13 protein-coding genes and 4 pseudogenes are annotated in these 26,803 nt (G+C 50.8%); 3 read left to right on the top strand and 14 right to left on the bottom strand.

Annotation, left to right across the window (positions count from 1 at the left end; translation table 11 throughout):
- Positions 1-488 precede the first annotated feature (488 nt).
- From pgaD to pgaA, 4 genes are read right to left on the bottom strand one after another with little or no spacing between them, the layout of a single operon-like run.
- Positions 489-923 carry a poly-beta-1,6-N-acetyl-D-glucosamine biosynthesis protein PgaD gene (gene pgaD, locus KIF87_RS19970; protein WP_213330322.1) on the bottom strand — a complete coding sequence of 145 codons (435 nt, stop codon included), beginning with the start codon at positions 921-923 and terminating at the stop codon, positions 489-491.
- The gene (gene pgaC / locus KIF87_RS19965; RefSeq protein ID WP_213330320.1) at positions 920-2,251 is read right to left on the bottom strand and encodes a poly-beta-1,6-N-acetyl-D-glucosamine synthase; all 1,332 of its coding nucleotides are present in this window, start codon (positions 2,249-2,251) and stop codon (positions 920-922) included. The genes pgaD and pgaC overlap by 4 nt, the downstream gene beginning before the upstream one ends.
- Positions 2,244-4,181, bottom strand: a complete 1,938-nt coding sequence (gene pgaB, locus KIF87_RS19960) for a poly-beta-1,6-N-acetyl-D-glucosamine N-deacetylase PgaB (RefSeq protein WP_213330318.1) — start codon at positions 4,179-4,181, stop codon at positions 2,244-2,246. The genes pgaC and pgaB overlap by 8 nt, the downstream gene beginning before the upstream one ends.
- Positions 4,182-4,189: 8 nt before the next feature.
- A complete protein-coding gene (gene pgaA / locus KIF87_RS19955; protein ID WP_213330316.1) occupies positions 4,190-6,628 on the bottom strand; it encodes a poly-beta-1,6 N-acetyl-D-glucosamine export porin PgaA in 2,439 nt (812 codons plus the stop codon).
- A gap of 672 nt (positions 6,629-7,300) precedes the next feature.
- On the opposite strand from pgaA, the gene KIF87_RS19950 reads away from it, so the two are divergent.
- Complete coding sequence (locus KIF87_RS19950; protein ID WP_213330330.1) at positions 7,301-7,828, top strand: helix-turn-helix domain-containing protein; 528 nt, start codon at positions 7,301-7,303, stop codon at positions 7,826-7,828.
- Between the two features lie 272 nt (positions 7,829-8,100).
- On the opposite strand, the pseudogene KIF87_RS19945 reads toward KIF87_RS19950, so the two are convergent.
- Together KIF87_RS19945 and KIF87_RS19940 are read right to left on the bottom strand one after the other, a co-directional pair.
- Positions 8,101-8,376, bottom strand: a pseudogene (locus KIF87_RS19945) (Hcp family type VI secretion system effector); the annotation flags it as partial.
- Positions 8,367-8,597 (bottom strand): annotated as a pseudogene (locus KIF87_RS19940) (2-thiouracil desulfurase family protein); the annotation flags it as partial. The pseudogenes KIF87_RS19945 and KIF87_RS19940, both read right to left, overlap by 10 nt.
- A gap of 226 nt (positions 8,598-8,823) precedes the next feature.
- On the opposite strand from KIF87_RS19940, the gene KIF87_RS19935 reads away from it, so the two are divergent.
- Positions 8,824-9,246, top strand: coding sequence for a coiled-coil domain-containing protein (locus KIF87_RS19935; RefSeq protein WP_349628246.1), 423 nt, complete (start codon positions 8,824-8,826; stop codon positions 9,244-9,246).
- 361 nt (positions 9,247-9,607) lie between these two features.
- Here the strand turns inward: KIF87_RS19935 and KIF87_RS19930 are convergent, their stop codons facing one another.
- The 8 genes and pseudogenes from KIF87_RS19930 to KIF87_RS23325 all read right to left on the bottom strand — a co-directional run bounded on the left by KIF87_RS19930 (position 9,608) and on the right by KIF87_RS23325 (position 24,291).
- Positions 9,608-11,839, bottom strand: coding sequence for a hypothetical protein (locus tag KIF87_RS19930; protein ID WP_213330314.1), 2,232 nt, complete (start codon positions 11,837-11,839; stop codon positions 9,608-9,610).
- Complete coding sequence (locus KIF87_RS19925; protein WP_213330312.1) at positions 11,836-16,530, bottom strand: hypothetical protein; 4,695 nt, start codon at positions 16,528-16,530, stop codon at positions 11,836-11,838. The genes KIF87_RS19930 and KIF87_RS19925 overlap by 4 nt, the downstream gene beginning before the upstream one ends.
- A gap of 11 nt (positions 16,531-16,541) precedes the next feature.
- Positions 16,542-18,740: a DEAD/DEAH box helicase gene (locus KIF87_RS19920; RefSeq protein WP_213330310.1), complete on the bottom strand. Its 2,199-nt coding sequence runs from the start codon at positions 18,738-18,740 to the stop codon at positions 16,542-16,544.
- Positions 18,737-20,053 carry an ATP-binding protein gene (locus tag KIF87_RS19915; RefSeq protein WP_213330308.1) on the bottom strand — a complete coding sequence of 439 codons (1,317 nt, stop codon included), beginning with the start codon at positions 20,051-20,053 and terminating at the stop codon, positions 18,737-18,739. Before KIF87_RS19915 ends, KIF87_RS19920 begins: the two co-directional genes overlap by 4 nt.
- 3 nt (positions 20,054-20,056) lie before the next feature.
- Positions 20,057-22,381: a tellurite resistance TerB family protein gene (locus tag KIF87_RS19910; protein WP_213330303.1), complete on the bottom strand. Its 2,325-nt coding sequence runs from the start codon at positions 22,379-22,381 to the stop codon at positions 20,057-20,059.
- 183 nt (positions 22,382-22,564) lie between these two features.
- Positions 22,565-23,491, bottom strand: a pseudogene (locus KIF87_RS19905) (nucleotidyl transferase AbiEii/AbiGii toxin family protein).
- Between the two features lie 140 nt (positions 23,492-23,631).
- A pseudogene (locus KIF87_RS19900) lies at positions 23,632-24,081 on the bottom strand (DUF6088 family protein); the annotation flags it as partial.
- Positions 24,082-24,096: 15 nt separating this feature from the next.
- Positions 24,097-24,291, bottom strand: a complete 195-nt coding sequence (locus KIF87_RS23325; RefSeq protein ID WP_249665981.1) for a hypothetical protein — start codon at positions 24,289-24,291, stop codon at positions 24,097-24,099.
- Between the two features lie 156 nt (positions 24,292-24,447).
- Here KIF87_RS23325 and KIF87_RS19895 point away from each other — a divergent pair, with 156 nt between their 5' ends.
- A complete protein-coding gene (locus tag KIF87_RS19895) occupies positions 24,448-26,643 on the top strand; it encodes an AAA family ATPase (protein ID WP_213330301.1) in 2,196 nt (731 codons plus the stop codon).
- The last annotated feature ends 160 nt before the right edge of the window (positions 26,644-26,803 follow it).

The raw sequence follows: 26,803 nt of genomic DNA, 5'->3' as shown, positions 1-26,803 counted from the left end.
GACTCCATAAACGGGTTCTTATGCCTTAGTTGTAAGTGTCTACCATGTCCCCGAACAAGTGTTCACTATGTCCCCGGACCGTACAGGGAGAGGGCTGGGGTGAGGGGGAACATACGGCTCTGGTGGTCATTCCGTTCACTTTATGTTCCTTGCTACTCTTTAACGACATGGCCTGTGAACGTGCCAGGGTGGCTCAGTCGCCACCACCCTGGCGACCCGGGCTCCCGGCGGTAAATCGCCGCTTCGCGGTGCCCTCGGCTTATTCCTTCCGGCTTATCGGGGACGGGCGGAGGTAACGTCCCTGTAAAGCCCGCCCTCTCGGCGCATCCATGCGCCTCGCCCCGGCCGGAAGGCAAACGCCTCAGCGATTTACAGCCGGACCAGGGCATCGCTGAAAGCCTTTAGTCGTTCTGAAACAAGGTTATTGCTTCTGTTTAAAAAATACTGTGGATCCCTCAGCCCGCAGGGCATCCTGCGGGGGCTTTTCGTTACAGTTCTTCCTCTTCCAGCCGCTCGCTGATCTTCAGATCGATGATGCGGCCAATCTGGTCATGATAAACCGTAAGCAGGTTGTACTGGCTCATCTCGGAGATGATCTGCGGTGAGACGTTAAAGCTGCGGGCCAGCTCCTCCTGGTGAAAATAGCCCGGCTGACGCCGCCTCACGTGGGCGCGGCGGCGGTTGTACTGATACCACAAAATCAGTAGCCAGCCGTTGAGCGCGGCGAACAGCAAATAGATCAACACCGTATTAAAGGACGCGATAATCACGCCCCAGCGGTGGTCGCTCTCATCGGTTAGCTGCATCCAGAGCCTGGCATACAGGAAAAACAGAAATCCTCCCCACGCCACCAGCGTTAACGCGGCATCGAAAAGACGTGGCAATAGCCGATGCTCGGTCAAAATTAAGGTATTTTCGTTCATTGAATGCTTCCTTTTCCCCGGTCCGGACTGATCCAGCGCGCGCGGGCACGCTGGCGTTTAAGCATGACTTTTGGAAATGCGACGAGGGTGGTGAACAGGCCTATCATCCAGTACACCATCGGGAACCAGATCACCCAGAAAAGCGAGCTGGCCACTCTTCGTTCATAGCGTCGCTCGATGAACAAGCTGACCAGGAACTGCAGCAGACACATCACGCCCAGCAGCAGCCCGGTAAACTCCGGTGGAAAAAGGCTCTCCACGGTCAGCCTGGCGGGAACAGGCGCAACCTGGCTGAGGAGGAACAGCAGCACCGTCATCGCGTACGCGAAGGCCCACAGCGTTGACAGCGCGTACTCCATAAACAGCGGCCACATGCGGTGATGCTCCCAGCGCACAATCCTGCGCAGGTTGACCAGAAACACCTCCGCGCCTCCCTGGGCCCAGCGCAGACGCTGTTTCCACAGGCCCTTCAGCGTCTCCGGCATCAGGATCCAGCACAGCGCCCGCGGCTCAAAAAAGATATCCCAGTGGCGCAGCTGGAGCTTCCAACTGATGTCGATGTCTTCGGTGATCATGTCCGGGCTCCAGTACCCTACGTCCGCCAGCGCCTGTCGGCGAAAGGCGGCGATGACGCCGGAGACGGTAAAGACCCGGCCATAGATCCGCTGCGTCCGCTTGATGAGCCCAATGATGGAGGAGAACTCACCCACCTGAATGCGGCCAAGCAGCGTGGAGCGCGTGCGAATACGCGGGTTCCCGGTGACCGCCCCAACGTGGGGGTACTGAATCAGCGGGGCCACCAGATAAGCGGCGGTATCGCGATCGAGCAGGGCGTCGCCGTCAATGCAGACCAGCAGATCGCCCCGGGCCGCCGCCGCCCCGGCCTTGAGCGCCAGCGCTTTCCCCTGGTTCTCCGCGAGGTTAATCACCCGCAGGCGCGGCTGTTCCTGCGCCAGCGCCTGCAATACCTCCGCCGTGTTGTCAGACGAGCCGTCGTTGATGGCGATCACTTCTATATTTTCATACCGCTGATCCAGCGCGGCGCTGATGGTCTCCCGGGCATTTCGTCCCTCGTTGAAGCAGGGGATAAGAATGGAGATGAGCGGCTCACCGGCGAGCGTCGGGGCGGGCGTGTCTTTATCCCACGACCAGTGGCGTTCAAGCTGAAACCAGAAATAGAGGCCGCCGGTTATCCAGAGCACCGACATGAACAGCGGCCAGAAGAACACAAAATCCAGAATCAGTTCGCCGGTAAAGAGGGCGGCCACGCCCAACGGCAACCCGAATACCAGACATAAAATAGAGAATGCGATGATGCGATCAGTCATTGTCAGGGTACCAGTACGAAGAAAATTCAGGCCTGATGCGCGAGATATCAGGTTGGTTGTTGAGGAAGTCGTCGGGGTAGTAACCGTAGTTTTTGACGCCGTTCAGCTGGAGCACGCGCATCCACTGCGCAAGCTGGCTATCGGCAACGGCGCGCTGCGGTTTCTGCTCCCAGTCCCTGGCCTGCAGCTCGAAAATGGTTTTATCGAGCGCGCCGGGGCGCGCGGCGACCGCGTTAACCAGGCGCGTCAGCCAGGCATCGCTCTCGTCTGCCGGGACGGACTCCATCAGCGGCATGGCCATTGGCACCGTCCAGTCATACTCCGCCAGAAAATCATCAAGATTCTGCGCGAACCACGCTTCGCTTTCGGGCTGCAGAATGGGTAAGGCGAACATGTTGCGCGCGGTTTTTATCTGCGGGCCACGGATATGCTTCACCGCCAGGCTCAGGGCGTGGGTAAACCCGATAAGCGTCTGGCTCTTCTGGCGAGTCGTGTCCTGTCCGGCATCGTCCACGTCCGTCAGCACCGCGTCGTCATGGAACAAAATCCCATTGAAGCTGGCATAGCGGGCCAGATCTTCATAGATGTCCGTCACCTGCTGGCGCACCTGCGGGTCCCACGGGGCGAGCCGGATATAGGGCTCGGTGGCTTCGCGCAGCTGGCCGGTTTGACGATCCCGGCGCTGCACGCGCGGCAGGGAAGGATCGAGATCGAACGAGAGCACCGGCATCCACGCGAAGACTTTTACCCCCGCGCGGGTTTGCAGCTGCCAGGCAACAAAATTAAAGAGATCGGCCCGGACCGGCAGCCGACGGTTGGGGAAATAGAGCGCCTTGATCCTGCCGTCGCCCTGCGGGTCGGCAAACGCCTGCAGGAAAACATGGCTGATTTTCATGTCATAGACCCGCTGGATCAGCCTGTTGATGTTTTGGGTCTGCTGGGCCGGATCGGGATCGTAAACGTAGTCGAGATCGACGTGCATGACGCGCACGGGATCGCGTTCCTGAACCTGGCTTACCGTACTGGCAAACGCCTTGAGCGATGGATTTCCGGCGATCAGCAGACGGGGGATGTTGCCCAGATCCTGCACATTCCCCAGCCCGTCCTCAAGGGTAAAGGCCAGCTGGTAACCCTGCTGTCTGGCGATAGCGAGCGACGTACCGTTGGCGGCACCGTAGGGCCAGACCCAGGCGCGCGGCGCTTTGCCCGTCACCTGCGTGATTTTTTCAGTCACTTTGCGAACGTCATCGCCGATCCGCTGGCTGAACTGCTGGTCGGTTTCATAGCGGCCCGTGGCTTTGTCATAAAAGCGGTTGGCGATTGCCGGTTCCCGACTGCCCTGCGGGTTGGCCGGAATGCCGTAATGCGAAGCCCAGGTATGCGATCCGATCTCAATCAGCGGGGACTGGCTGAGCTCGCGCACCATGTCCCACGTCGCGAAGCGATCGCGGGGCGTCATCAGGCCGCCGAAGTTAACTTTTTGATTTGCCGGCGTATCCACCCAGCTGCCCACCGGCGCCCACAGCACAGGAACGTTCCACGCCTGAAGCAGCGGCCAGACGCGGGTGTAAAAGCTGCTGTAGCCGTCGTCAAAGCTGAGCAGAACGGCTTTTGGCGGCAGCGTTTTTTTTCCGTCATGGGCATCGAGAATGTCCTGCACGCTGACGGCGTGATAGCCGTTGTGCAGAAGCCAGCTTATCTGCTCGTTTAACGCGCTGGTGCGAACGGAGAGGTAGCGCTGATCGGCGGCATCGTCTTCGACGTCGTGGTAGGCCAGGACCAGAAACTGGTTCTCCGGCCAGGGTTTACTCGCCTCCAGCTGCGGCCGCGCTTTGGGCGCAATGAACGAGATCGCCTGCGCGCAGACGCTCGCGCTGAGGCAGAGCCAGCCGAGGAGTATCAGGCTCACGGAAAAACGTGTGTTCAGCATATTCATCCTTAAAAGCGTAAAGTCGCGTCAAACGTGACGGAGAGGTTGCTCTCGCGTTTGCCGTCGTAAGGGCGTTTATCCCAGTTCAGCATCACGCCGGTATCAATAACGTTGTTCCACTGAACGCGTTGTCCGTAACCCAGCAGGGCGATGGCGCCAGCGGACTGATTTTTCTGCCAGTAGCTGCCGCCTCCGACCACGAACTGCTGGCTCCAGAGGGTGTCGTAATGGCGGACCATTTCATGGTCAACGGCCAGGGCAGCCGTCACGGACAGATCCCGCGCCGGGTTGTAGTAGAGCGTGTCCCGCAGGCTGTTTTTACTGGCGGCGATCCCCGGCTCGAGATCCAGCGTCAGGGACGGTGTCTGCCAGAGACGCTCCTTGCCCGTGAGGGTGTATTCCTGGCGGCGGTTATGGTCGGAGAAGCGGCTGAGGGCGGCGCTGAACTGGTACTCACACCGCTCGTTTTGGTACCAGCGCACCCCGCCTTCACCCCGGTTGGCGCTAATTCCGTTGCGTAGCGCCCGAAGGGGCGTGGTGCGCGACAGGCGCTCAAGGCTGCCGCTGACCTGCCAGCTATCGGTCACAAAATACGTTGTTGCGAGGCGAGCGCCCGGCTTGTTTTCGCCGTGATAGCGGTTGCTGGAAAGCTCGGCTTCGAGCTGGAGGTCGCGTGGCCGCCATTCGACGCCGCCCAAAAGGTGACGGCTGGTGCCTTTGCCCTCATCGAAATTACTCTGCGCATAGCGGGTGCCTGCAAACAGCCGCCAGCTATCCGCTACGGGTGGGCCATAGAGCGTGGCGTCCCAGCTCAGGTCGTGCGTCCCGCTGACGGGGCTATCGGAGTGCAAACCCTTGCTTGCGTTGAGACGCAGTTCGGACATGTGGTGGACCGTTCTGAGCCTGTCGAGACGCCTGGCGCTGCGGTCGGCGGGCGCGCGAGCCAGCACGTCGTCGGCCAGTAAATCCATCTGTCGCCACTCCTGCAGATCCATCGCGGCGTAGGCCTGCTGCTGCTCAAGTTCCAGATTCGATGGCTCCAGCGCCTCCGCCGTTTTCAGCTTTTGCTCGGCCGCGCGCGGCAGGCCCCGAGCCTGAAGCAGGGTGGCGTAGTCAATCTGTAACCCCTGATTGCCCGGCGCCGTTGTCGCCAGACGGTGCGCCAGCGTTTCGGCTTCCGGCAGGGCGTTCGTCGCCAGCAAATAGTTAAAACGGAGCGACTGCCCGGTAAGCCACCTGTCGTTCGGCTGAGGGGTAGGGGAGCCGAAATCGTAACGGATCCAGGGGACGTCGCGGGTCTGGCGCTCAACGTACTGGCGGGCGGACTGATACTGTCCCGTATCCAGCCAGGCGTAGAAAAGCGCGTGCTCCTCGTCCTGCGGGTCGGATGCGTATTGCGGATACCGTTTCAGAAGCGCGAAGGCGGCGGCCGCGTTTTGCTCCTGCAGATACGCGGAGATGACCCAGCCGATTGCCCAGCCCGGCACCGGATGCTGGGCTGCCGTAAGATCCTGATATTCGCTAATCACCTGTGGGTAATCAGCATGGGCGTACAGCGCGCCAAGCCTGTCGATACGCGCAAGGACGACGTCTTCCGCCGCCTGCGGCTCGTTTTGCCAGCGAGCAAGCAGGGCGTCGTAACGATTCAGCGCAGATTGCGCAAGCTGTAGGCGCTCCTTTTCCGTTCTGCCAGGTACATCGGCAAGGCGAACCCGTTCGGCGGCGGCATTACGCTCAAGACGACGACGCTCCGCGGGAGACAGCGTCACGCTTTGTGAAAGCTGGAGTGCGGGGGTATTCACCCGGTTATCCGTAAGCGCGTCGATCAGCTCGCTGAGGAGCGCTTTATTCTCCGGTGCGATATTCAGCGCGCGGGTGTCTGCCAGCAGCCGATCCCAGCTTTTTCCCTGGCGTAACCAGACATACGAGAGCGTCTGAAGATGCGCCTGAGAGGGATTTTCTGCCACCAGCCGTCGGGCTTCCTGCAGGGCAAGCGTATCCATGCGGGCATCGGCCAGGGTTTTGATATAGCCGATACGATAATCATCGTTATCCGGCGCAAGGCTACGCGCCTCTTTCCAGAGCGCCAGGGCCGGCTGCCACGCCTTTTGATTTCGCCTGGACTGCGCGACGGCAGCAACGCCGCGGGCGGGCAGCGGCATATAAATGCCGTAACGCTGCCAGACCTGAATAACCTCGTCATCATGACCCGCCCAGGCTGCAACCTGTAACCAGTCTGCAACTTGTTCAGGCGTCAGGGCATGCTGCTGCTGATAACGCTGAAGATAATCGAGAAACGGCGTGTAATTACCGTTACGCGCCTGTTGAATCTGTTGCTCATAAACGGATTCAGTCGCCTGAGCCAGAACGGGAAAGAGGAATAACAGAAACAATAATGTTGGGGCGCGATAAAAGAATAACGTATTGAAGCGAAGTGAACTTTCCATATCTATTTGCCATTTGTTTATCATGAATCCATTGCATAACACGGCCGCCTTTAAACTCTGGGTTAAAGGCCATAAATGAGAACATTAAATCTGAATGCAGTGATGTTACGGGGTACTTACCTAAAGGTAATTATGGATCCTCATCTTAGTGGACTGGGTGAAAGCTAATGTACACCTGATATGTTGCCGGATAAATATGTTGAAAAGCGGGCGTGTCGTTTTGAGATAATTCTGGATTGAGCGCTTTGTGGCGTTTTTATTGAATTGATTGTTTATTTGTAAGTTGTTGAAATTAGATTGTTTTATTTTTATTGTGACAGCGTTGTATATATTTTTAATGCGGTTTGTCTGTGTCAATTAAAGTACTTTCTGGTGCATGTTTGGGAAGTTTCATGACAAAAATTCTTAATGTTTAGAGAAGTGACTTTTCTGCGATTGTTTTTTATTTATAATTAACGGCAGCCATTGAATGATAGTCTACAGGAAGTCTTACTCATCAATGTCTGTATTGAGGGATGTCCAAAGCCAGAATACATTTATCGTTAATATAACAGCGCTATAAAACGAAGGCGGCCTTCTTTCCGAGGGATCGTTCTTGCTTTAATCTAAAAGGGATGGTTAGTGGCAACTTCAATAGTGTTAGTGACTCAGGATCGCTACCTTGTCAGGGGGATGCGGATATTTTTTCCGGATATTATCCTGCTCGACTCGATTGACAGAAACATATTTGATAACGGTGCAGATGAATATTCTGTATTGATTGATAGTCGTTCTCCGCTCCGTTTATATGATTACCTGATACGCCATCCGGCCAGAACGAAAAAAACAATCTGCTGCGTTATGCTTGATATGCGACACCGCGAGGAGAATCTGCTCAGTATGAAGTCATTTATGAACACGTCGCTCACCGCGCCGGATATGGCGTCGTTATTTAACCTGGTGCTCAATATGAAGGGCAGACGCCTGACCACGAAGTGGCTGCTTAACTTAAGGCTTAGCACGCACGAAGCGATCATGCTGCGGCTGCTGAGGGCAGGGATGCCGATGGAAGCCATTGCCGATGAGCTGAATACGTCGGTGAAAAGCCTCTATCGCAAACGAACGGCCCTCTCGGAACGCCTGGGGGCGGAGAACTTCAACGAGGCGTGTTTGTTTATCTTTAAAAACAAACTGCTGGACGCAGATGGGAACGATCCCTAGGGTGGGGAGAAACCAAAAGCATAGAACTGACTTGCGGGCGGTATGCTGAGTTTTAAGAAAACTGGACGGTGACGACATCCTTGTTTTAGCTATGGATTTACTCTGGCTCAAAACGAGAGAAAGGACGTTGTAATGGACACGGTTGAAGAGACTGGTTGGAAATTTTTCTGATGCTATATGATGAGCAAGAATTGTTAGATTACCTCACTGAGAATTACAGTGACCGTTAATCTCCGGCAAAGAAAGAATGGACCTTCCAGGAGCATTTTAATCTCATACCTGAGTTCGACGGTTTCCATAGGGTTTTCGTTAGGGTTATCGCCTGTAGTCATCGCAGAGGAAATCGACACTATCCTGACGTCTTCAGGCAACATGTTGAAATACTCTTCTTCAAGGCCAGAGTAATTTATCCGATACCACTTTATCTCAGCTGATGACAGGTTTTGACCTGTCGCAACAGCTTTGTACAGGTATGGGCTTGAACAATCGAATTCCTTAATGACCAACATAGGCGAGTACAGTCGCGTCCATCGCTTTCTACCAGCTGCGGGTGCCCGTTCAGCACGTCGATTCCCTGACAGCTAACCCTCTCTGCGGATAAGGGTGGGGTAGATAGCCCTGCCGCCAGTTCCGGGCAGTGGGTGACCAGACGGCCTTCTTTGCGCCAGTGTTGCAGCAGATCTGAGGAACAGGATTTATCGGTACCGTTGTAGCGGACAAGGTGCCCTGACAGGCAGGCGCTAAGCAGGATTATTTCTTTGACGGGCATGGGAGATACCTTTGATAAGGTGCGTGGTAATGCGCTTATCTCGATACCGGCGGATATAAGGTGGCAGAAAATGAGCGGGTGGCGGTTGGATTTTGGGGGAGAGGAAACGCGTATTATAATGAAAAACGAATAGTATCTTCTGCTCTTCAACCCCGTTTATGAACTGCCAGAGGCTAAGCCATGTGTTTTATCCTGAGCGGGTGATACCAGAAGGAGACTCCTGGAAGTGATTGAAAAATTTAAAAGGACGTTAGAAATGAATAAATATCTGTCTGGTCTGTGTGTTGTTTCTTTTTTTTGTTTTTATTCAATAGGTTATGCACACTCTGCGGGTCTAAATAAAGTTCAGGTTAGTATCGAACCCCACATCTCTAGTAGAGGATATATCCCGGTAATTTCTAATGCAGATGAAATCGAGTCTTCTGATTTCAGGGCATCGGATCTACAGGAGATGCAGGATAGCCTGAGGAAGATGAAGTCCGACAACAGCAAAGTCGATGAGCTAACTCAGAAGGTTTTACAGCTTGAGAGAAAGAATTCTGAGCAGGAGAGTAAGATCGAGCGATTGCAAAGAAGCCTTGATGACATGAAGCGGAGCAACGACAACCTTTCAAATCAGGTCAGCAATTTATCCGGCAAAATTAAGTGATAAAAAAGAGCCACCGCCTGTATTAACTTACCGGGCTATTAGCGTAAGCGTGCCTGCATTAAAGCCACGCTTATCAGCGCCCAGAAATCGGCCGTAGCCATATAGCAAAAACCCAGCCATAGGCTGGGTTTTCTAAATAGTGGTGCCCGGACTCGGAATCATATCCACGATTAACATGCTGTTTGTTATTGTTTTTTACTGATATTTCTCGCAAACAGCGCCCCCACGAAGGCCCCCATAAAAAATCACTTTGTTTTTGTGAGGGTTATCACGAAAAATTGTTATTTGGCGGACGGGGATTCGTTATATGTGGAGTCAGGTCCACATATAACGTGTTCTAAAAACACCGACTTACTTTCCGTTAGTTCTCCACCATCAATCGGGCAAGCTTGGTGAAAATCGAACTCTTACTGCTTTCGCCGCTCCTGAGCATATCTAGCGTGAAGCTATTGAGATAAACGCCAGTTAATGGGTGGTTAAATACATCTACGGCATTACCCTGAGCGTCCCATATCAAAAGGTTTTCCACAAGGTTAGGTCGTGCAATTGAAGGATTTGTAGGTTGAGCGTCGCTAATCAGGACAAACACCCCATGCTCATGTGGTTGCAAGTATGTATGGTGGTGTCTCATTTTTTGCTCTTTGGTTAGCGGGTCGTGTTTCGAACGGCCTGGTGATATTAAATAAGGCAGTATATTTTGCTCCGATTTTGCCGAGCGAGTGATGGTGTACTCATCAAAATTATCTCCTTTAGGTTCCGTTCGCGCCTTTTCACTCTCTTGGTAAGCGTACCAATCGACCGCATCAAATTTAGTCGGGCCAATCAGGCGCGGCACACGTACGCTGTTATAGGTGGTAAGCAGGACATCTGCGGCATGGTCGTAAAGATAAAAGCTTTTGTCGAATATTTTCTTAAGTCTTTCCAACGGGGGATGTTCAACCAACAGCCAGTCCAGTTTACCTTCAGTGATACCTGTACCTACCACTTTAAGGTGACCATGTTCTACTTTCAGTTCAACATGACCAAGTAAGGAGGTATTGCTTTTAGTACTACGTACCGCATAGGCGGTATAGTGGCCGTCTATTAGGTCTGGTAGTGGGATGTGATGCTGGTTGAGTAAGCTCTCTTTGAACCACAACTCGGTTTTTGTTCGACGGATCTTGCTGTTTAGTAAGTTAACTGCTGACTTGAGACGACTACGAGGCTTTGCAAGATCAGTGTTGTATTTTTCGGGATTGTTTACTGATAGCTCATTAATAAGGTCGATCGCATCCAGTAATTTGCAATCAATGTTCATACCTTGCAAGACTACAGGCAGCGGCTTCTGATTTAACCATCCTTGCAAGCGAGCTAGTTTAAGCTGGGTGTAGCTATCCCAACTGAGTTCAGGTTGTTTTCGGGCGTCGGCAAAGGCAGCATAGAAATCATTGTACTCAACAGATTCATTATCTTGCTGGCGGATGCTGTTGCTCCGCTCTTCATCTACCGCATTGAGCACCAGAATAGATGTATTGGCAGGCAGCTCAGAAAATCCGGTTTGTCTGGAATGATTAAGCGATGCCAGAGGCCAAAGTTGATATCCGGGAAACTGGTTGGCTAATGCGTCAAAGAAATAAGCTTCTTGCGTGGCGCTGAATTCGACACCGTTATTAACCACCAACAGCGTATTAGCCAGCTGTTGATCGAGGTCGGTAGCGAACTGATTGACCTCGTGGGTGGCCTGAAATGGAATAGGTTGATGGGGGATCTCTAGTTCACTGAGCCGCTCGCAGGCTGCGTTCATGACCACGTTATAGGTATAGGCCTGGCATTCACCATAACCGCTGCGCTCACGAAAAAAATCCAGTTTGCTATCACGGGCATCAAGTTTGCGCCGAGCTTTAAGCCGACGATTATCGATGTTAAACCACACGCTGGTATCGTCCAGGGATAGGTGCATCTCATCCGCCAGTTCGACCAGGAATTTTCGTTTGTGCAGGGTAAAAACGAGTTCGTTATATTCTGATGCATAAATGTCGAGCTCAAAGGCTTCCATCACCCCGGTGCCTTTTTTTTGTGTGACGGTCTGACTCAGGCGAGCGTTAAGGTAAAGCGTTGAGTTGAAGTAAGTCGGCGATACCGAAAAGCGCTCACTGGCTTTTTCCAGCATTACCATTTTCAAATGCAGGCTGAATAATCCCTGAATCAGACGAGACAGATCATAATTTTCATCGGTGAGTCGCTGACAAAGCGTTTCAATGCGTTCTGCCAAAGTCCGATGCGCTGGGCTGTTCGGTGCAGCAGCAGGTGCCAGGAAGAAAAAGACGTGCTCGTAAGTAGGTAAAAGATGTAGCTCATATTTTACGTCCTGCTTGGCATCCAGTCCCAGTTTCTGCCTCACATAGGATTTTACCTCCTGATGAATACGCGCATAGTAATCAGCGGATTTTTCTTTTCGCTCTTTAGTAAAGCGCTGAACCATAAAGTCTATCGTATAGATATTAGATACAGGGGCCAATAGACGCTGGATGGTCGTCAGTTGATCTTCTTCAAGCTTGATCAAATTGGTACGGGCAATCGGAGTATCCGTCAGCTCATTCAGATTAGGGATCATGATACTTTTCCTTTAGTCGGCAACTTTTCTACACCCAGTAGAGTTAATAACATTGGGTTAATGTCCAATGTCATGCTCAGTTTCGAGTTTTCCTGAGCTCGTCCGCTCTCTCGATTTTTTGGCTGATAGTACTGGTAGTCGGTTTGCAACAAGTTAAGGTAGTGGATCGTGTGATCCACGTTATCTTGCCACATCAGATTATTGGGATTCTGGCTGTAGGCGATGTTCAGATAGACAAATCGAATGCGTTCGTAACGGCCTGCCAGCACCGCCTGAAGCTGTTTCTGCCCCTCTGTATCTGTCTTTTGGCTGGCGATATTGCGGATCTGGCGAATCTTGTTGTCGCTTTTCTCAAGCGTTTCTTCTGCCCGCGTTAAATCGTCCAACTGCGTTGCCCAGCGTTTAACGTCGATGCAGAGCAGGTCGTCACCCACTTCAATAAAGCGGTCAAAAAACTCATAGACCAGCGGTTCAAGGCGTTCAAACACCTGTTGGTCGGAGAGTGGGGTAACGCCATAACTTTTTAGCACTTTATCGAAGAGATATTCACCGACATTGCCTTTGAGCAACGGAACTAGCCTGGGGTTGGGTACCCATTTTTTGAATGCCGTTTCCTGGATGTTGTCACATTCACGAATCAACTCGCCGACCAGGTTGCCGGGGGTAAAATCGACATCGTTTCTATACTGCGGAAAGAGGGTGAGCTCTGGCCGGTACTCTCTTGCGCCGCCAGCGAAATCCGACAGAGCGGAATAATCTCTGTGGACAAGTCCATCCGGGCCGCGTTTGTGGCAAAGTAAAATAGTTTGGTTGCCCTGATGGCGGTCGATAAACAGGGCGTGGTGGATAGATTGCATTTGCCGATTGGCGGCATACAAGGAATTAGCCTGAAGTTTTTCCAGCCAGCGCTGAGGATCGGTAAAGGAGCCAGAATCGCGGAATAAATTACACAATTCGAGATATTCAAGGTTGCCGGCGCGTACCTGATTTATCCAGTCGGTTTTCAGGACTCGCTTATGAACAGCATCAATGCGGCGACCATTTTCTACGATAGCCTGTTCAAACGCATACCGCTGTTCTGCATCACTAAATGACTGGCTCTGACTCAGCTTTTCGCACTCCTTCATGAGGCGGTGGTTAAGCAAGGACATGCTTTCTGATACTACCTCGTTACCGCTATCTTCACTGAGAGCGGCGAACTGGAATGCAACATTACGGAACACGTCGCGGGGTAAAAAGATTTCTGTTTTCAATAGAGTGTCGCGACGCTCGACTCGCCCTACGGCCTGCACGACGACCTTGAATAAGCTCATATCATGTTCGGCCATTAACAGGCGATAGTTTTCGCCGTGGGCGAAATTAACGTTGAAATCGGCCAGCTTGTGGACGGTAATATCGTCATCGGCGTAGTGTTTAAGCACGGTAACGTAGTTAGGTAATGTATTGAGGTTGCCGCTGTTGTCCTTGACTTCGCTGTAAAACGAGGAGTTGATGAGCACTAAGCGCTCAAAATCGACATCCAGACGTGGTGCATTGATATCATTAATATCGCCGTCATGGTATTTAACAAAGTAGTTGAGGCCGGTGCCTGCACTTTTGTAGCTGCTCATAAATACCAGTACGGTATTGCTGTTCTGGAGATAGGTTTCTTGCCTGATATCTTCGACATTAGCCAGTGGTGAATCGAAAAAGACCAAATGGACGGTGTGACGCCCTTTGAATGGGGTAAAGGTCAGGATCTGGTCATGTTTCTTATCGTTATCCGTTTTTTCATCGCACCGGGAGTGCATACCGTACTGCTGACGCCAGGCTGATTGATGAGTGCGCCAGGCGCTGATAAAGGCCCGCTTAAACGCCCCTGAAAGCGACAGAATCAGGCTGTTTTTACCCTCGTAGGCGGCAAGCAATAACGCTTCCAGCTCCCGGCAGTACTGGCGTCGTTTATAGGTACTTTTCAGGGCGTATTCCAGTGGTTTCTTCAGGGCGTCGAAAAAGTCGTCATACGTCCTACGAAAGATCTCACAGTTTTGGTAGGTATCGGTCAATTTTAGTTGGTTATCATCAAAAACTCTGAAGTTGACGTTACGGATACTGGCCCTCAACCCGCGTAATGCTTTAAGCGTATCGATATCTGCTTTTTCGCGTTCAACGACCCGATAGCCAAGATCGCGGCTATAGCGCGCCAGGAAGTGACGATTGAAGTTACCGTTTTTGGTGTGGCTAAAACCGCTGGTGGCACTAAGCCCAATCACTTTATTGTGCGTGCTGGTTAATAAACGCAGAAGCATGGCTTCGGGCAACTCTTGTACCAGATCCATCTCGAACGCCAGAATAATTGTGCGCTCGGCTCCCCTGTTCACATAATTGAGTTCAGCTATCGGCGTCATCGTGAATACGGTTTTGGGTTGCAGGTAAGTGTAGAAATGATCAATCAACAAGTTTTCATCGGTGGTGCGATCGAATATATGGCGCACCACGCCGGCCACGTTATTGGCTGCGTCAACAAACTGGCCCAAAGGCGTATTCTGGCTGCTGGAGTTATCCTGGCCACCATTTTTTACCCAGCGCTTAAAGTGTCGGTTGGTGATATCAGAACAGGCGGCGAGGATGACGGAGACCAACTGGAACAGATCGTGCAGGGTGGGGCTGGTGTCACTGGCATCATTTTCGACTTCGTAATACAGCTCGGTGCGCGTTATGTCGCCTTCGCTGTTACGCATACGAATGCGTTTCAGCCCCTCTTCATTGACGTACATTTTGGGGTTAAAGCTGAACACGTTTCGGGTGATTGAGATGATGCGTTCGGCAGCGTCGCCGTTGACTTCAAATGCCCCTAACTGGTCGCGAAACATCTCCAGGATCGAGCCCAGCGTTGTACCGGAGGATAGTTCGCACTTTTCTGCCAGTAAATTGCGCAGAGTAGTGATGAATTTGACCATCTCTTGCTCAAAGGTCGTTTGTGCTTCTTTGGGCTTGTTCCGGCGCTCCAGGCTGAGTACCGCGTTGTAAATACGTCCTGCTACAGAGATAACATGCGCCAGATTATTTTCCTGTGTGACCAGTTTCACATGGCACGCTTCTTCAAGGCGGGTGTAGGCTTCATGCAGTTCATCGATTATTACCGTGAAGCGGATATTCTTGTGGCGAAAAGGGCAGTCTGGATTACGTTTGAAATGTTCATCGCGAAGGTAAGCGATCTGCCCGGCGTGACCTGCCGCCGCAACGGTGCTGATCTGTGGATCTTTGGGGTTCAGTTTGCCGCCAAGGAGCAGGTCAAAACCTACGGGCTCAAAATTCACACCTTCACCTCGTTTACGAGGTGCCAGGCGATAAGTTGATGTATCGAACTTGTTGGTGGTCATTAATAGCACCGATGGGCGGTACTGACACACTTCGAAAGGCAATACCTGCTTGATAAGCTCGAAGTAGACTTCGTGTACGCTCATTTTTGACGCAGGTTTTCCCTGCATAGCGTTAAGCTCTCGCTTTCTGCGAGCAAGCAGTCCGCGGCGAATATATTCTTGAATTGACGTTTCACCATTACCTCGTTCAAATAATGATTTGCAGGCCGATACAATGGTGTTGCGGAGACTATGACGGTAGTTCTTTAGCTGGTCTTTGATTATTTCTATATCAAGATCCGTATGTTGACTATTGAATGTTGCCAGTTGTTCTTCACAGCGATCAATCTGCGAAACCAGATGATTTAGTGAACGCATAGCAACACTTACAGGGGAGTTGCTATTGGCATTTTTATACCAACGGGTATAGCGTTCACGGTTTTTCAGGCCAGAGGCCCAGTCAATAAAATCGAGGTCGGCAATATCCTTACGAGAGAGAACGCAAATGAACTCGCCACCAGCGGCCAGAATTTTCTCTTTCTGGTTGCTGTCCAGGTCGATTTGTGATTTTTGCGGTGACATGAACAACAGGTTGGTAAAGCCGCCTTCGGGAAACAGGTAATTTGGCTGCTGGGTTTTGGCGAAACGTTCCAGATATTCAACATACCCTTGAATCACGCCATAGCTTTTGCCGAAACCCGTGCCGTCGGAACTGAAAATAACCTCAGCGCCATCACGTTCATGCACTTGGTAAAGTTGAGAGACTTGGGCGCGACAGGCGTTAATCTCTTTAATCAGCGTTATGTCAGGAATTTGTCTGGAGATGAGGTCTTGCAGATTATTATTGATAGTTTTCTCTCCAACACGCTCATATTTGCGGTAACTATTGATGGTTATTTGGCCGCTTTCGAGCAGAATCTTTTCCACCTGCATGGGGGCAAGATGCAAGGCTGTCGCGATTTCATTGATAGTATTGGATAGTGGTTCGTGTGGATTGCTAATCGTGAAGTGGTTTAGTGCTGCCGCAACGGTATCTGGATGCAATGCTTTTCTGAGGGTGGGAAAGGTGAGGCTGTAATCGTATAGCGCCAAATCATTGCTTATCAGGCAGCGAAACGGTTGTTTAGTGGGATCGCCACCAGGACGGCTGGCAAATCCCAGGATTTTTGCCTGTTCGAGGCGATAAAGCAATGCTGCGGCATCGCGGTCAGGTGAGTCAAATGCATCGTGAAGCTGCTGGCTAAATGGCATTGTGGCATTCAGCCGGTTATGGCTGACCAGCGCGGAAAAGTGCTGACGCACCAAGTTTAGCAGCTTACAATCTTCCTCTATAGTCCAGCTTTTTCTCATTCTTCTTCCCCTTAATAAAAATGCCCCTGCAACCACTCCGTCACGCGTTCAACATTAAAAGCACGTAATCCATATTCCTGCGTCAGCAACGTCTCCGGTAAATACTCATCATATTTTTCGAGGCACTTTTCAACGATGCTTTCGGCAAGACGGGATTCGGAAGGTAGCCCTTCCTGAAGTGCGCTGAATAACGCTTGTTTAACCTCCGAGACCGTAGTTTTTTCTACTTCAACCACACCAGCAAATGAGCCCGCCTTGAAACCGCGCTGGATAAGCAATGCCGACAGCGTGTTTACGGTTTGATCGCCCAGCCAGGGAAGAATGTAGACATGCTGTCCCTGCTGAATAAAACATTCTGAAACCAGATTATTGTTGCGAAAACAGTGCAGCCCTTCATCAAACAGGTTTCTGGCCGTGGTATCGGCAAAATCGGCTTTGCGATCGCCAACGGTGATACGGTATTCGCCTTCCCGATAAATGGTGAGCATTTCCTGGCGGACGACATCATGAATGGACATCCCTTGTCCGCCAAATAACGGCGGTTGCCCACCCTTTGTCGCCTCGACATAGATGACTTTTTTATCACTATCGATATCGGTTACCTTCCAGCGTCGACCGCCGAAAATAATGTGTTGGTCAGGCATCAGTGGGGAATCGACAGGGATAGAGCCCAGTGTTTTGCTCCCCGCCACAATGCGAAACTCTTCCGGCGTGCTGAACACGGCATAGAAGGTGTATTGATTTACCTGACGTTCGCCCTCGACGCCCAGTACCAGTTCGCCGCTTGATAGCTGAGTCAGAAACTGGTTCTCCCCCATATGCTTCAATAACGTTTTGATGTCATCGATTCTGACTTTCTGAAATGGCCCTTGCTGGCATAGCTGTGACCAGATCTGATCGGCACGCACCCCTCCCCACTGCGCCACGATCGCCAGAATCTGATGGAACAGGGTGGAATAGTGCATCTGCCGGGTATCGGCGGGCTCAAACCATTTGCTGCCGATAAGTAAGCGGATCATGGCCAGCGACTGAACGAGTTGAAGCCTGAGCTGGTCGACAATGCCTGATGTTGGCGTCAGTTCATGTTCGGCAATCAGCATTCTCAATACGGCAGGCGATCCGCGCCGACCGGAACGCCCCATTCGCTGGCGTAGGCTGGCTACGGAATGGGGTGCGGTAACCTGCACGACGGAGCTGACTTTGCCGATGTCGATGCCAAGTTCCAGCGTCATCGTACAGATGGCAGTGGTAGGTAAGTTGCCTTGTTGAAGCCTCTGTTCCAGCGTTTCACGCAGATCTCTGGACAGCGATCCGTGATGGGGGAAGAACTCATTGGGAACGATGTTCGCTTCACTGAGATCCCCTAGCGTAGCGGCAATGCTTTCGGTCCGTTTGCGGCTATTAGCGAATACCAGATGGGAATCACCGCGACAAAGGCGAAATATATCATGGCAGATTTGCGTCTCTGCCGACGGCGGCGGTTGTTGGCCCGAGGTGGTTAGCGGTTCCAGATAACCTTTCACCTGTACTTTTAGCGTGGCGTGAGTCTGACTGTCGGTAATAATGTCGCAGGGCAGACGTTGATTTGGCCGCAAAGATAACGGTACTCGCTCCAGTTCCCCCAGCGTTGCGCTGAGTGCGACTCGGGGGACTGGATTGTCGATTCTTCCGAGCAGGTGATCGATTCGATTTAACAGAGAGAGAAGCTGCATACCCCGCTCAGAACCGATGACAGCATGGAATTCATCAATGGCGATATATGTCAGTGGCGCGAAAGCCTGCTTTAACCATCCCGCATTGCGGATCAGCATCGCTTCCAGCGACTCCGGGGTGATAAGCAAAATACCGGCAGGGTTTTTCTTCGCTTTCAGTTTTTTGCTCTGCGCAACGTCGCCATGCCAGGGCGTAACCGGCATCTCCAGCGCATCGCCGAGGCTTTCCAGCCGTCGATACTGATCGTTAATCAGGGCCTTAAGTGGGCTAATGTATAGAATGCCAAAACCGCCCTGAATATCCGCAATGGCAGAACAGGCGGGCAGGGAAAACGCTTCTGTTTTACCCGCGGCAGTCGCGGCGCTGATCAGAACATCCCGATCGCCCGCTAATATCGGTGGAACGGCTTTTTTTTGCAGTTCCCGGAGATCGGCCCATCCCTGCTGGTATATCCACTTCTGTATACGTGGATCCAGCCGCTGGTATTCGTTCATCATAATCTGAAGTCGGCCAGCCCGTCCTCGTCAGTATCTTCTGCTGACGTCATTTCATCCATATCGCTGGGTTTTTCTTCCGCGATCGCCACACCGGCAATTAACTGCGACCACTGAATGGACGGGTTTTGTTCCAGAACGGCCAGCATATCCAGGAAAGCTTTAATGGTGTTTCGTGGCGTACGGAAATAGGCATCACCAATAGTATTGCTACAGTGGCGTAAGAATGCCGTCAGCGCATCATCAGGAACCAGATAGTTATCCGCATCTCCGCCGGAATAAACGTGGCGAAGGTTTTTTAACAGAATATAGAGCTCTTCCGGCGTCAGGCTGGCTAAATGCAGGGAAGGGGATGAATAATCGATTACACCAGCGCGCTGAGCGAAGCTGTTTTCAGCCAGTCGTGACTGGAGGGCTTCGTAGCTGTACAAACCCTTGCGTGGATCGAACAGAAACTCTGGCGTACCGCCAAGTAAAAAGCCGATATATTCAGCGGTTCCTTGCAGGCAGTCATTCAGAATACGCAGTATCTGTTCATAGTTGGCAACCCGGGCCTGAGTATTACTGAGCTTATACAGATTGACCATCTCATCCAGATTCACCAGCAGACCCGCGTATCCGGCCTGACGGACAAACAGGCTCATCAGCTTTAACGAGTCGTAGAAAGAGGCATCAGAAATAATGGTGCGCACACCCAGATCGTTACGGGCGTCGGTTTTCGTGGTGTATTCACCTCTTAGCCAGCGGATGGCATTTGATTTCAGTGTCTCATTGTCCTGCTCGTGGCCCTGCCAGTAACATTCAATGACTTTGGCGAAATCGTAACCGCCAACCATATCAGACAAGTCAGTGAGCTTTTGGTGAATAATCGTCGGAACCGGTACATTTGTACTTTCTGCTTCTTTTCTGGCTTCCGTGATAAAGCGCTCAACCACGCTTAATAATGCGTTTCCGTCCGGTTTATTGCGCGTGGACAGATTCTTCATTAGTTCGGAATAAAGGTTACGCGCCTGTCCGCCCGTCGCGTGGATACGCCTGTCCGGAGATAAATCGGCACTGATTGTCACCAGCTTTTTCTCTAGCGCAATTGAGCGCACAACGCTTAAAAAGAATGTCTTACCGGAACCGTATTCCCCGATAATCAGCCGGAATCCAGCACCGCCATCAGCGATACGCTCAATATCCTGATACAGCGCTTTTATCTCGTTGACCCGACCAACCTGAATATGCTGAATGCCAATTTTAGGCGTAACGCCTGACTTCAGTGACTGAATAATGGCGTCTCTTTCTTTGAGACGAATACGAATGCCAGACATAAATTATCCTTTGAGTTCTTGTGCAATTTCCAGGTCAACGTAAATATCATCGTTATCATCAAGCACTGGGGCGTCAACCTGTTCGAAAGACCAGTCATTAATCGCTTCAATTGCGCCACTCAGCATCAAATTAAACTGCTGGCATAGCTCAGCGACTTCGTTTCGCGCCCAGCGCTCTTTTTCCAGCAAACGTTGGTAAAGCTGGTGATGTGCTTCATCAAGACCTGCGCCAGTATGTGACGGGATCTCCGCAGGGGATTCGTCTGCGGGTTCATCTTCGGTGAAGATGGTGTTCAGCAACTGGCGTACGTCTGTGGTATCGGATTCATGACGGGCAAGGATCCGTTCATCAAGAGAAAACGCGCCGCTCGTCTCAGATGGGGTTTGTAACGTAGCTGTCGGAGTTGTTTCTGCGGTTGACAGGCGGTGGATATCACTGGTGACGGTACTGCTGTCCAGGCCGAGGCTGGTGTAGATTTTTTCCAGTTGCTTAATTTCAGCCGGATCGATTTTTCCATCTGCGCAGGCGACGCTGATAATCACGTTGCCAATAGTGGATTTGTCTTTATCGCTGAGTTGCTCAATTTTACCTTTCAGACCGGCCTGATTTGCAGGCGTATTGAGCCGCCAGGTGAGGTAGGCGTGCAGCGAACGTTTTTCTGTTGGCGACAGCGCATCGTTATGATTAATCGTTCTCTCCAGCGTAGCCTGTTCAGCAACGTCCACGCGCTTGTCCATTTGCGCAATCATGGCGCCCAACCGAAGCGCCACGGAGACTGACGTAAATTCCGCCGACGGTACGTAGAATTCCGCATGCCCTTCGGGAAACAAAACAACGTGTCCTTCTGGTTCTGGCCGGACAAGGTGATAGCGCATATCCGGCGCAATGCCGTAGCCTGTTCGCCGGACGAAATTTTGCATCAGCTCGGCTTCTTTCTTATTAATCTTATCCGGTACAGGCATACCCAGTCTGGCCCAGAAATCAGACACTGTCGTCAGCCCTGAATGTTCACGGATTTTCTCATCTGCCCAGTGTTTAAATTCAGCGAACATGCGTTCTGCATCTTCGGTCAGTATTTCATCGGGAAGCAGCATGATGGCGGCGACATCACTTGCTGAGGCATCTTTTTTACCGAGATAGCGACTGTAGGCATCCAGCGCGTTGATACAGGATTCTGCAATCTGTATCAGTTTTTGTACAGGTGCTCTTAATATACTGGGATCGGGGAGCTCAGGATGCTTAATGTTAATCCCCCTGAGCGAGCTACTTGCCGGGGAATAGCTCAGTTTCAACATGGTCTTGTTAGGTTTAACTACCATGCCTTCACCAAACTTATTGACATAGCGTTGTTTAAACAGAGCGGCAAACTCTTCTGCACAACGCCTCGCCGGAGTTCGTAGCGTATATTCGGTATAATATTTTATCCATGCCAGAGCTAGATCTGCGGATACGGGCTCTCCTTGCGCAACCGTCGCGGCCAGGCGAAACTGAAATAGCAATGAACTGCCTGATGCAAAGCATTCGCTTTCATCCTCTATTTGGATGGCATCAGGCCGGAGAAGCGACATGGTTTCTATTAATTGCGTCGAATAACGACGGAAGGATCTGTTTGCCTGAAATACTGTTCTCAGGCGTGATAATTCTTCAAATAATGATTTGAACTCATCGTCAGAAATTGATTCCCTCGTACCATCGATTAATATGCGGCGCTCAAGACCGTAAAAATAGATAAAAACGTAGCCGATGGGGCAGGTCGCATCGCTGCGATCGCTTGCCAGCCAGTCAAGATAGGCGCCACGGCAGCGAGGGGAGAGTGTGGCGAAGCTGGGCCAGTATCCCAGAGACTCATCATAATAATGCCGTGAAATGGGCTCGATGGGGAAAGTGTCGTTAATCAGCGAAGCGTCGGAACCATCGTTATAAAGATAGCCATATTCTCCTGATGAATGTGTTTTTAACCGTCCGCCGAAATAAAAATTACCGCTATTAATGACGACGTTTTGAATGTTGACGCTTTCTCCCGGTTTGACCCATCGCGCCGGCGTGGTATTGCTACGGGCGGCGCTTTCGCGTGATGGTTGGCGGCTGGTGCTGTATTCAACCGTCTGTCCATTAACGAAGGTAAAGGTTGCCAGTTCGTCATCATCGAAGCCCTGAGAATGCATATTTGTCACACTGCTGTCTGACTTATTGAGAGATTTCTGATGGGATGAATGATTTATTTTGGTGATGGTTTTGCTGTTTACTTTGGGGGGAGGCGACTTTTTCTTTTTAGAAAACAGAAGCCAGATAACAGCCAACATAATAACAAATATCCAGAAGCCCATTCCGTGCCCTTAATCACTGATAACGCTTCCCGGCATTGTTCTACGAGCGGCAAAGGCGGTAAGCATAAAACTGGAAGAGAGATCGTAAAATAATACCGCGAATGGGCTGGAGTACAAGCATAAAAACCATGGTATTCATAAGGGTTATGTTATGTGGCTGGGCGATCAATTGGCGGGAATGGGTTATATTTGTGAGCCTCGCATAAAACGATTGATTTCATCTTGCGCATGACGAAGACGATCGGCAATGTCAGCAAATATGTCAGGCTGATGAAAGAACATTCCCCCTTCTACTGCCGTTTGATGATCCCCGGCGATCGCGGCGAACCGTTCAGCATTGTCAAGCAACAGTTGCAGGTTTCCGGCAATCACCTGAGTAAAATCCACGCCCGGCACGGACCAGCGACGTTGCTTCATCTCGACCACATTCTGCATAGCTTCCTGCGTTTTATATGGGCTGGCGAAATGATTACGCAGCAGGCAATCCACATCATACCAGTGGCGTGCCAGTCGGGCCGGATTTGGCGCTTTGGTTTGCGTGCAGAACTGGTGCAGCGCCGTCAGCTTTTCCCAAAGAATATAACCGGTGTCATAAGCGTTTACGGTCGCAGCGGGTAACTGAAGTGCATCCATGCCTGCAATCCCGGACAGATAGCTTATAACAGGCATCAGACCGGTTGGCTTGCCACGATTTCATCCGCCAAATTCCAACAGAATATGATCGCGCTGATAGGCCATACTGTCTTCTTTCACCCGTGGGAAATAGATATCGACTTTTTCGCCACCACTGTCGGGTTCCATTTTTGCTTCAAGGCCCGAAATATCATAAATCTGAAAGCGTCGGTTTAACCGTTCTGCCAGCGCGTTTGTCCATTCGGTTAAGCGCTCTTGCTGCTGCTCTCTGAACCGGCAATTCTGGCTGTTATTTAGCGTGCTTTGCTCCCATGCCTGCTGTTCTTCCTCTTCTGAGTGGCTAGCCAGATCGGCCCAGTGAACAGAAAGATCGATATCTTCAGAAAAACGCTCAATCACGTTCCAGCATTTGCTTAACGCCGTTCCGCCTTTAAACGCGACAGATAATCCTCCCAACAACTCCTCATTAAAAAGCAACCGAAGGGTCTCCGTTACCCAGAGATCCTTTTCCAGAAAGCTGGCTCCCAGCCCGGAGGGATGCTGCTGCGCCGCGTAAGAGAGGATTTCCTGAAGCTCGCGGCGTTGTTATGCGCTCCGGTAGTAATCAAAAATGTTCATCAGAGCGCCTTTTGTAAAGTCATAAGCTGTAAGCGCCATGCGTGAAGCGCAGGCTCATTCATCAACTTTCCGGCAATCTGCCGCGCTTTCGCGGACGGGATGCTCAGCCGATGAAAAGCATTCTTCAGCGTTTCCGGCGAGGTATGTTCCTGCTCCAGACTTAGCAAACCGCGCATCAGCTCTCCTTCAGGCCGGCTCAGCCAACGTAACCGACTTGCTGATTTATGCTGGATCCGTACCAACTCATTGCCGACGCGGAACTCTCGTGTAGGGCCGTTTGACCAATAGATGCGTTTAACAGGTGCTTGTGTTTGCAACCCTAGCCGGTAAGCGGCTTCCAGTCCCTGAAGGGTGATTTTGTAACCGCGTTCTTTTGCCCATGCGGCGGCAACGGCATTAGCACTAGCGACAACATTTACGGATGGAAGGTTTTTCAACGGTTTTGGCCGGGAGTAGAAGCCACGTTAGACCCGGACCAGCAATCCTTCTTTGACCAGACGGCTCATTGCCTGTTGTACCGACGCACGGCTTCCCAGCGAATAAAATCCGCTGATGGAAAAGGGGATGCCACGCTTCATGCGATGAACCCGCTGGCGGGCCAGAGCGGCAACAGACATTGATTCTCCTGTACTGACGTTTTGATTGATATGTACTTTCATTATATCCCTTGTGTAGCAAGGAGTCTAATCTAAAAAATGTCAGTAACATTCACTCTATGACAATTTTTAAAATGGCAGATATCAGTGAGGTAGCTTGCTGTAGGGAATTCCGACGATAAAATACCCACATACAGCAGGCGATGATAAGGATATAGCATGAGCATTCTCTCCATCCGCGGCGTTCGCAGTTATCAGGGCGAAAGGCCAGTGGAGTTCGACTTGAGTAAGTATGTCACTCTTATCTATGGACAAAACGGCTCAGGAAAATCAACCGTTTCTGGTTACTTTTATAAGCATGGTCGACCAGATTACAGTCAGTGCAACCTGCGACCTCCACTGGATATGAACTACCTGGTATTTAATCAGGAGTATGTAGACGATATTTTCAGTCAACCTTCTCAGCCGGGCATTTTCACTTTAAATAGTGAAAATGCAGAAATTAAAACTGAAATAGATGCTCTGGAAGCGGAGAGTAAAGTTTTGTTTGCCCGGCGTGATGCTTTGGACGTGCAAAAACGCGACGTTGAGAGTATGGAAGAAAACATTAAAAATGGTTCTGCGAAACAGATTTATAGTTCTACCGCAGAAATCAGAAAAACAGATTTATGGGATTTGATGGTTGGAACTAAACAGACTGACAAGCTTTATCAAACCATCCTTGAACACACTGAAGTTGAAGATACTTCGACGCAGGAATTAAACGAAGAACTACACCGACTTGAGGCCAGTAAAGGCAACCCTTACGCTTTGCTCGAAGCATTGCCAGTATCCCCTCTGAATGAAAGTGATATTGCGCTATTGATGCAACCTCTTATTCCAGCAGGTGATAGCCGTCTTGCTGCCGCAATTAACCAATTAGGCAACATTGACTGGGTGAGAAATGGGCTGCAGTGGCTGAGTTATGACATTTGCCCATTTTGTCAAACGCCGATAGATGTCTGGCAACTTCAACAGGAAATCACTGCCCTTTTTGATACTTCATGGGAAGCCGCGATGGACCAGTTGCGGGAACTTCAGGCACGATATCAACTCTGGCACGATAAACCCGAACATATGCGGCAGTTAATAAAAGCGTGTCCGTTAGTTGATCAGGAACATCCTGTTTATCTCTGTTTGCTTGAACTGGAGCAGGCCTATCAAAGAAATAAATTGCATATCGATGAGAAATTAACATCACCCTCTGCGTCGATTACTGTTGAGGATCTTTCTGCTCTGGCTGGCAATGTCTCTGTGCAGATAGTCAGTATTAATGCGGTAATAAGCGAACATAACCGAAAGACTGAAAATTATCAGACTGAGCGGGTAAGACTGAAACAGAGGTTACTCGGTCATATCCGAAAGCTGGCTACCGATACGATAATTAACCATGATGAACAACTAGCAGAACTTGCTGAAAAATTAGCAAAATTAACGGTGTCTCGGGATGAAATTACGGCCCAGCTTGATACTCTGAACGCAATCATTCGCGATAAATCCAGCCTGATCGTCAATACGCAGGAAACGATTGAACGTATTAATCACAGTTTGGATAGCCTTGGGATCACTGGATTCCGTATTGCGCCCTATGACGATCGGGATGATTATCGTCTGGTACGGGAAGGTGAAAACAGCGATACGCCTGTTTTTGGTAGTCTGAGTGAAGGTGAAAAAACACTGATTGCTTTTCTTTATTTTTTGGAGACTTGCACAGGGAGAAAAAGTCGTGATGACAGTGACCAACGAAAACGTTTAATTGTCATTGATGATCCTATATCCAGCCTGTCGCAAAACTATGTTTTTGAAATAGCATCGTTGATCCAGCATCAGGTTATACGTGCCAGAATTGCTGAGAAAGTGATTATTCTGACGCACAGCCTGTTTTTCTTTCAGGAGTTACTGCTTTCTGCGGAACGGAAGAAAAGGGCAGCGGGTTCTTGCCCACCAGAATGGACGCTTTATCGGGTATCCAAATCTTTACATAGTTCTGCTTCCTTTGTTTCCGAAAAAGAATTACTGAACGACTATCAGGCACTATGGTATGTCTTACGCCACGCCCAAAAAGATGACATTGCCAGTGTGGTGATCCCAAATACAATGCGGCAAATCCTTGAATATTATTTTGGTTTTTCGGGGAAAAGTGAAACCCTTCATCGGGCGCTTGAAACACTGGCCAGCGGACCTGAAGGCGAACCGGGTTTCCGTATATTTGCTCGTTACCTGAATCGACATTCTCACCAGGATGCCCGTAATATCTCTCTTCATGAGGGGGCTTCGGTTGAACGCTATCTTATCTGGTTTAAGAAAGTATTCGAGGCGGCGAAAGATGAAGAACATTACACATCAATGATGGAAAAGACGACACAAGCGGCCTGATTAACAAATAGAAGAGGACCATCACCCCGGGATTAACCGTTAGCAGTTCGGCAAAGAGCGCATGTGCTGACACACGTGCTCCCAGCGACCAAAACGGAAACGCAGATACTGGTGAACCAGCACAGTTTTCTGTTTCATACCGGGCTCCTTTCTTTCGACG

The sequence above is a fragment of the Enterobacter sp. 120016 genome (assembly GCF_018383635.1).
In the GTDB taxonomy this organism is placed as follows: Bacteria; Pseudomonadota; Gammaproteobacteria; order Enterobacterales; family Enterobacteriaceae; genus Enterobacter; species Enterobacter asburiae_D.
Note: the sequence above shows the minus strand (reverse complement) of the source record. Positions and strands in the feature narration are given on the sequence as shown.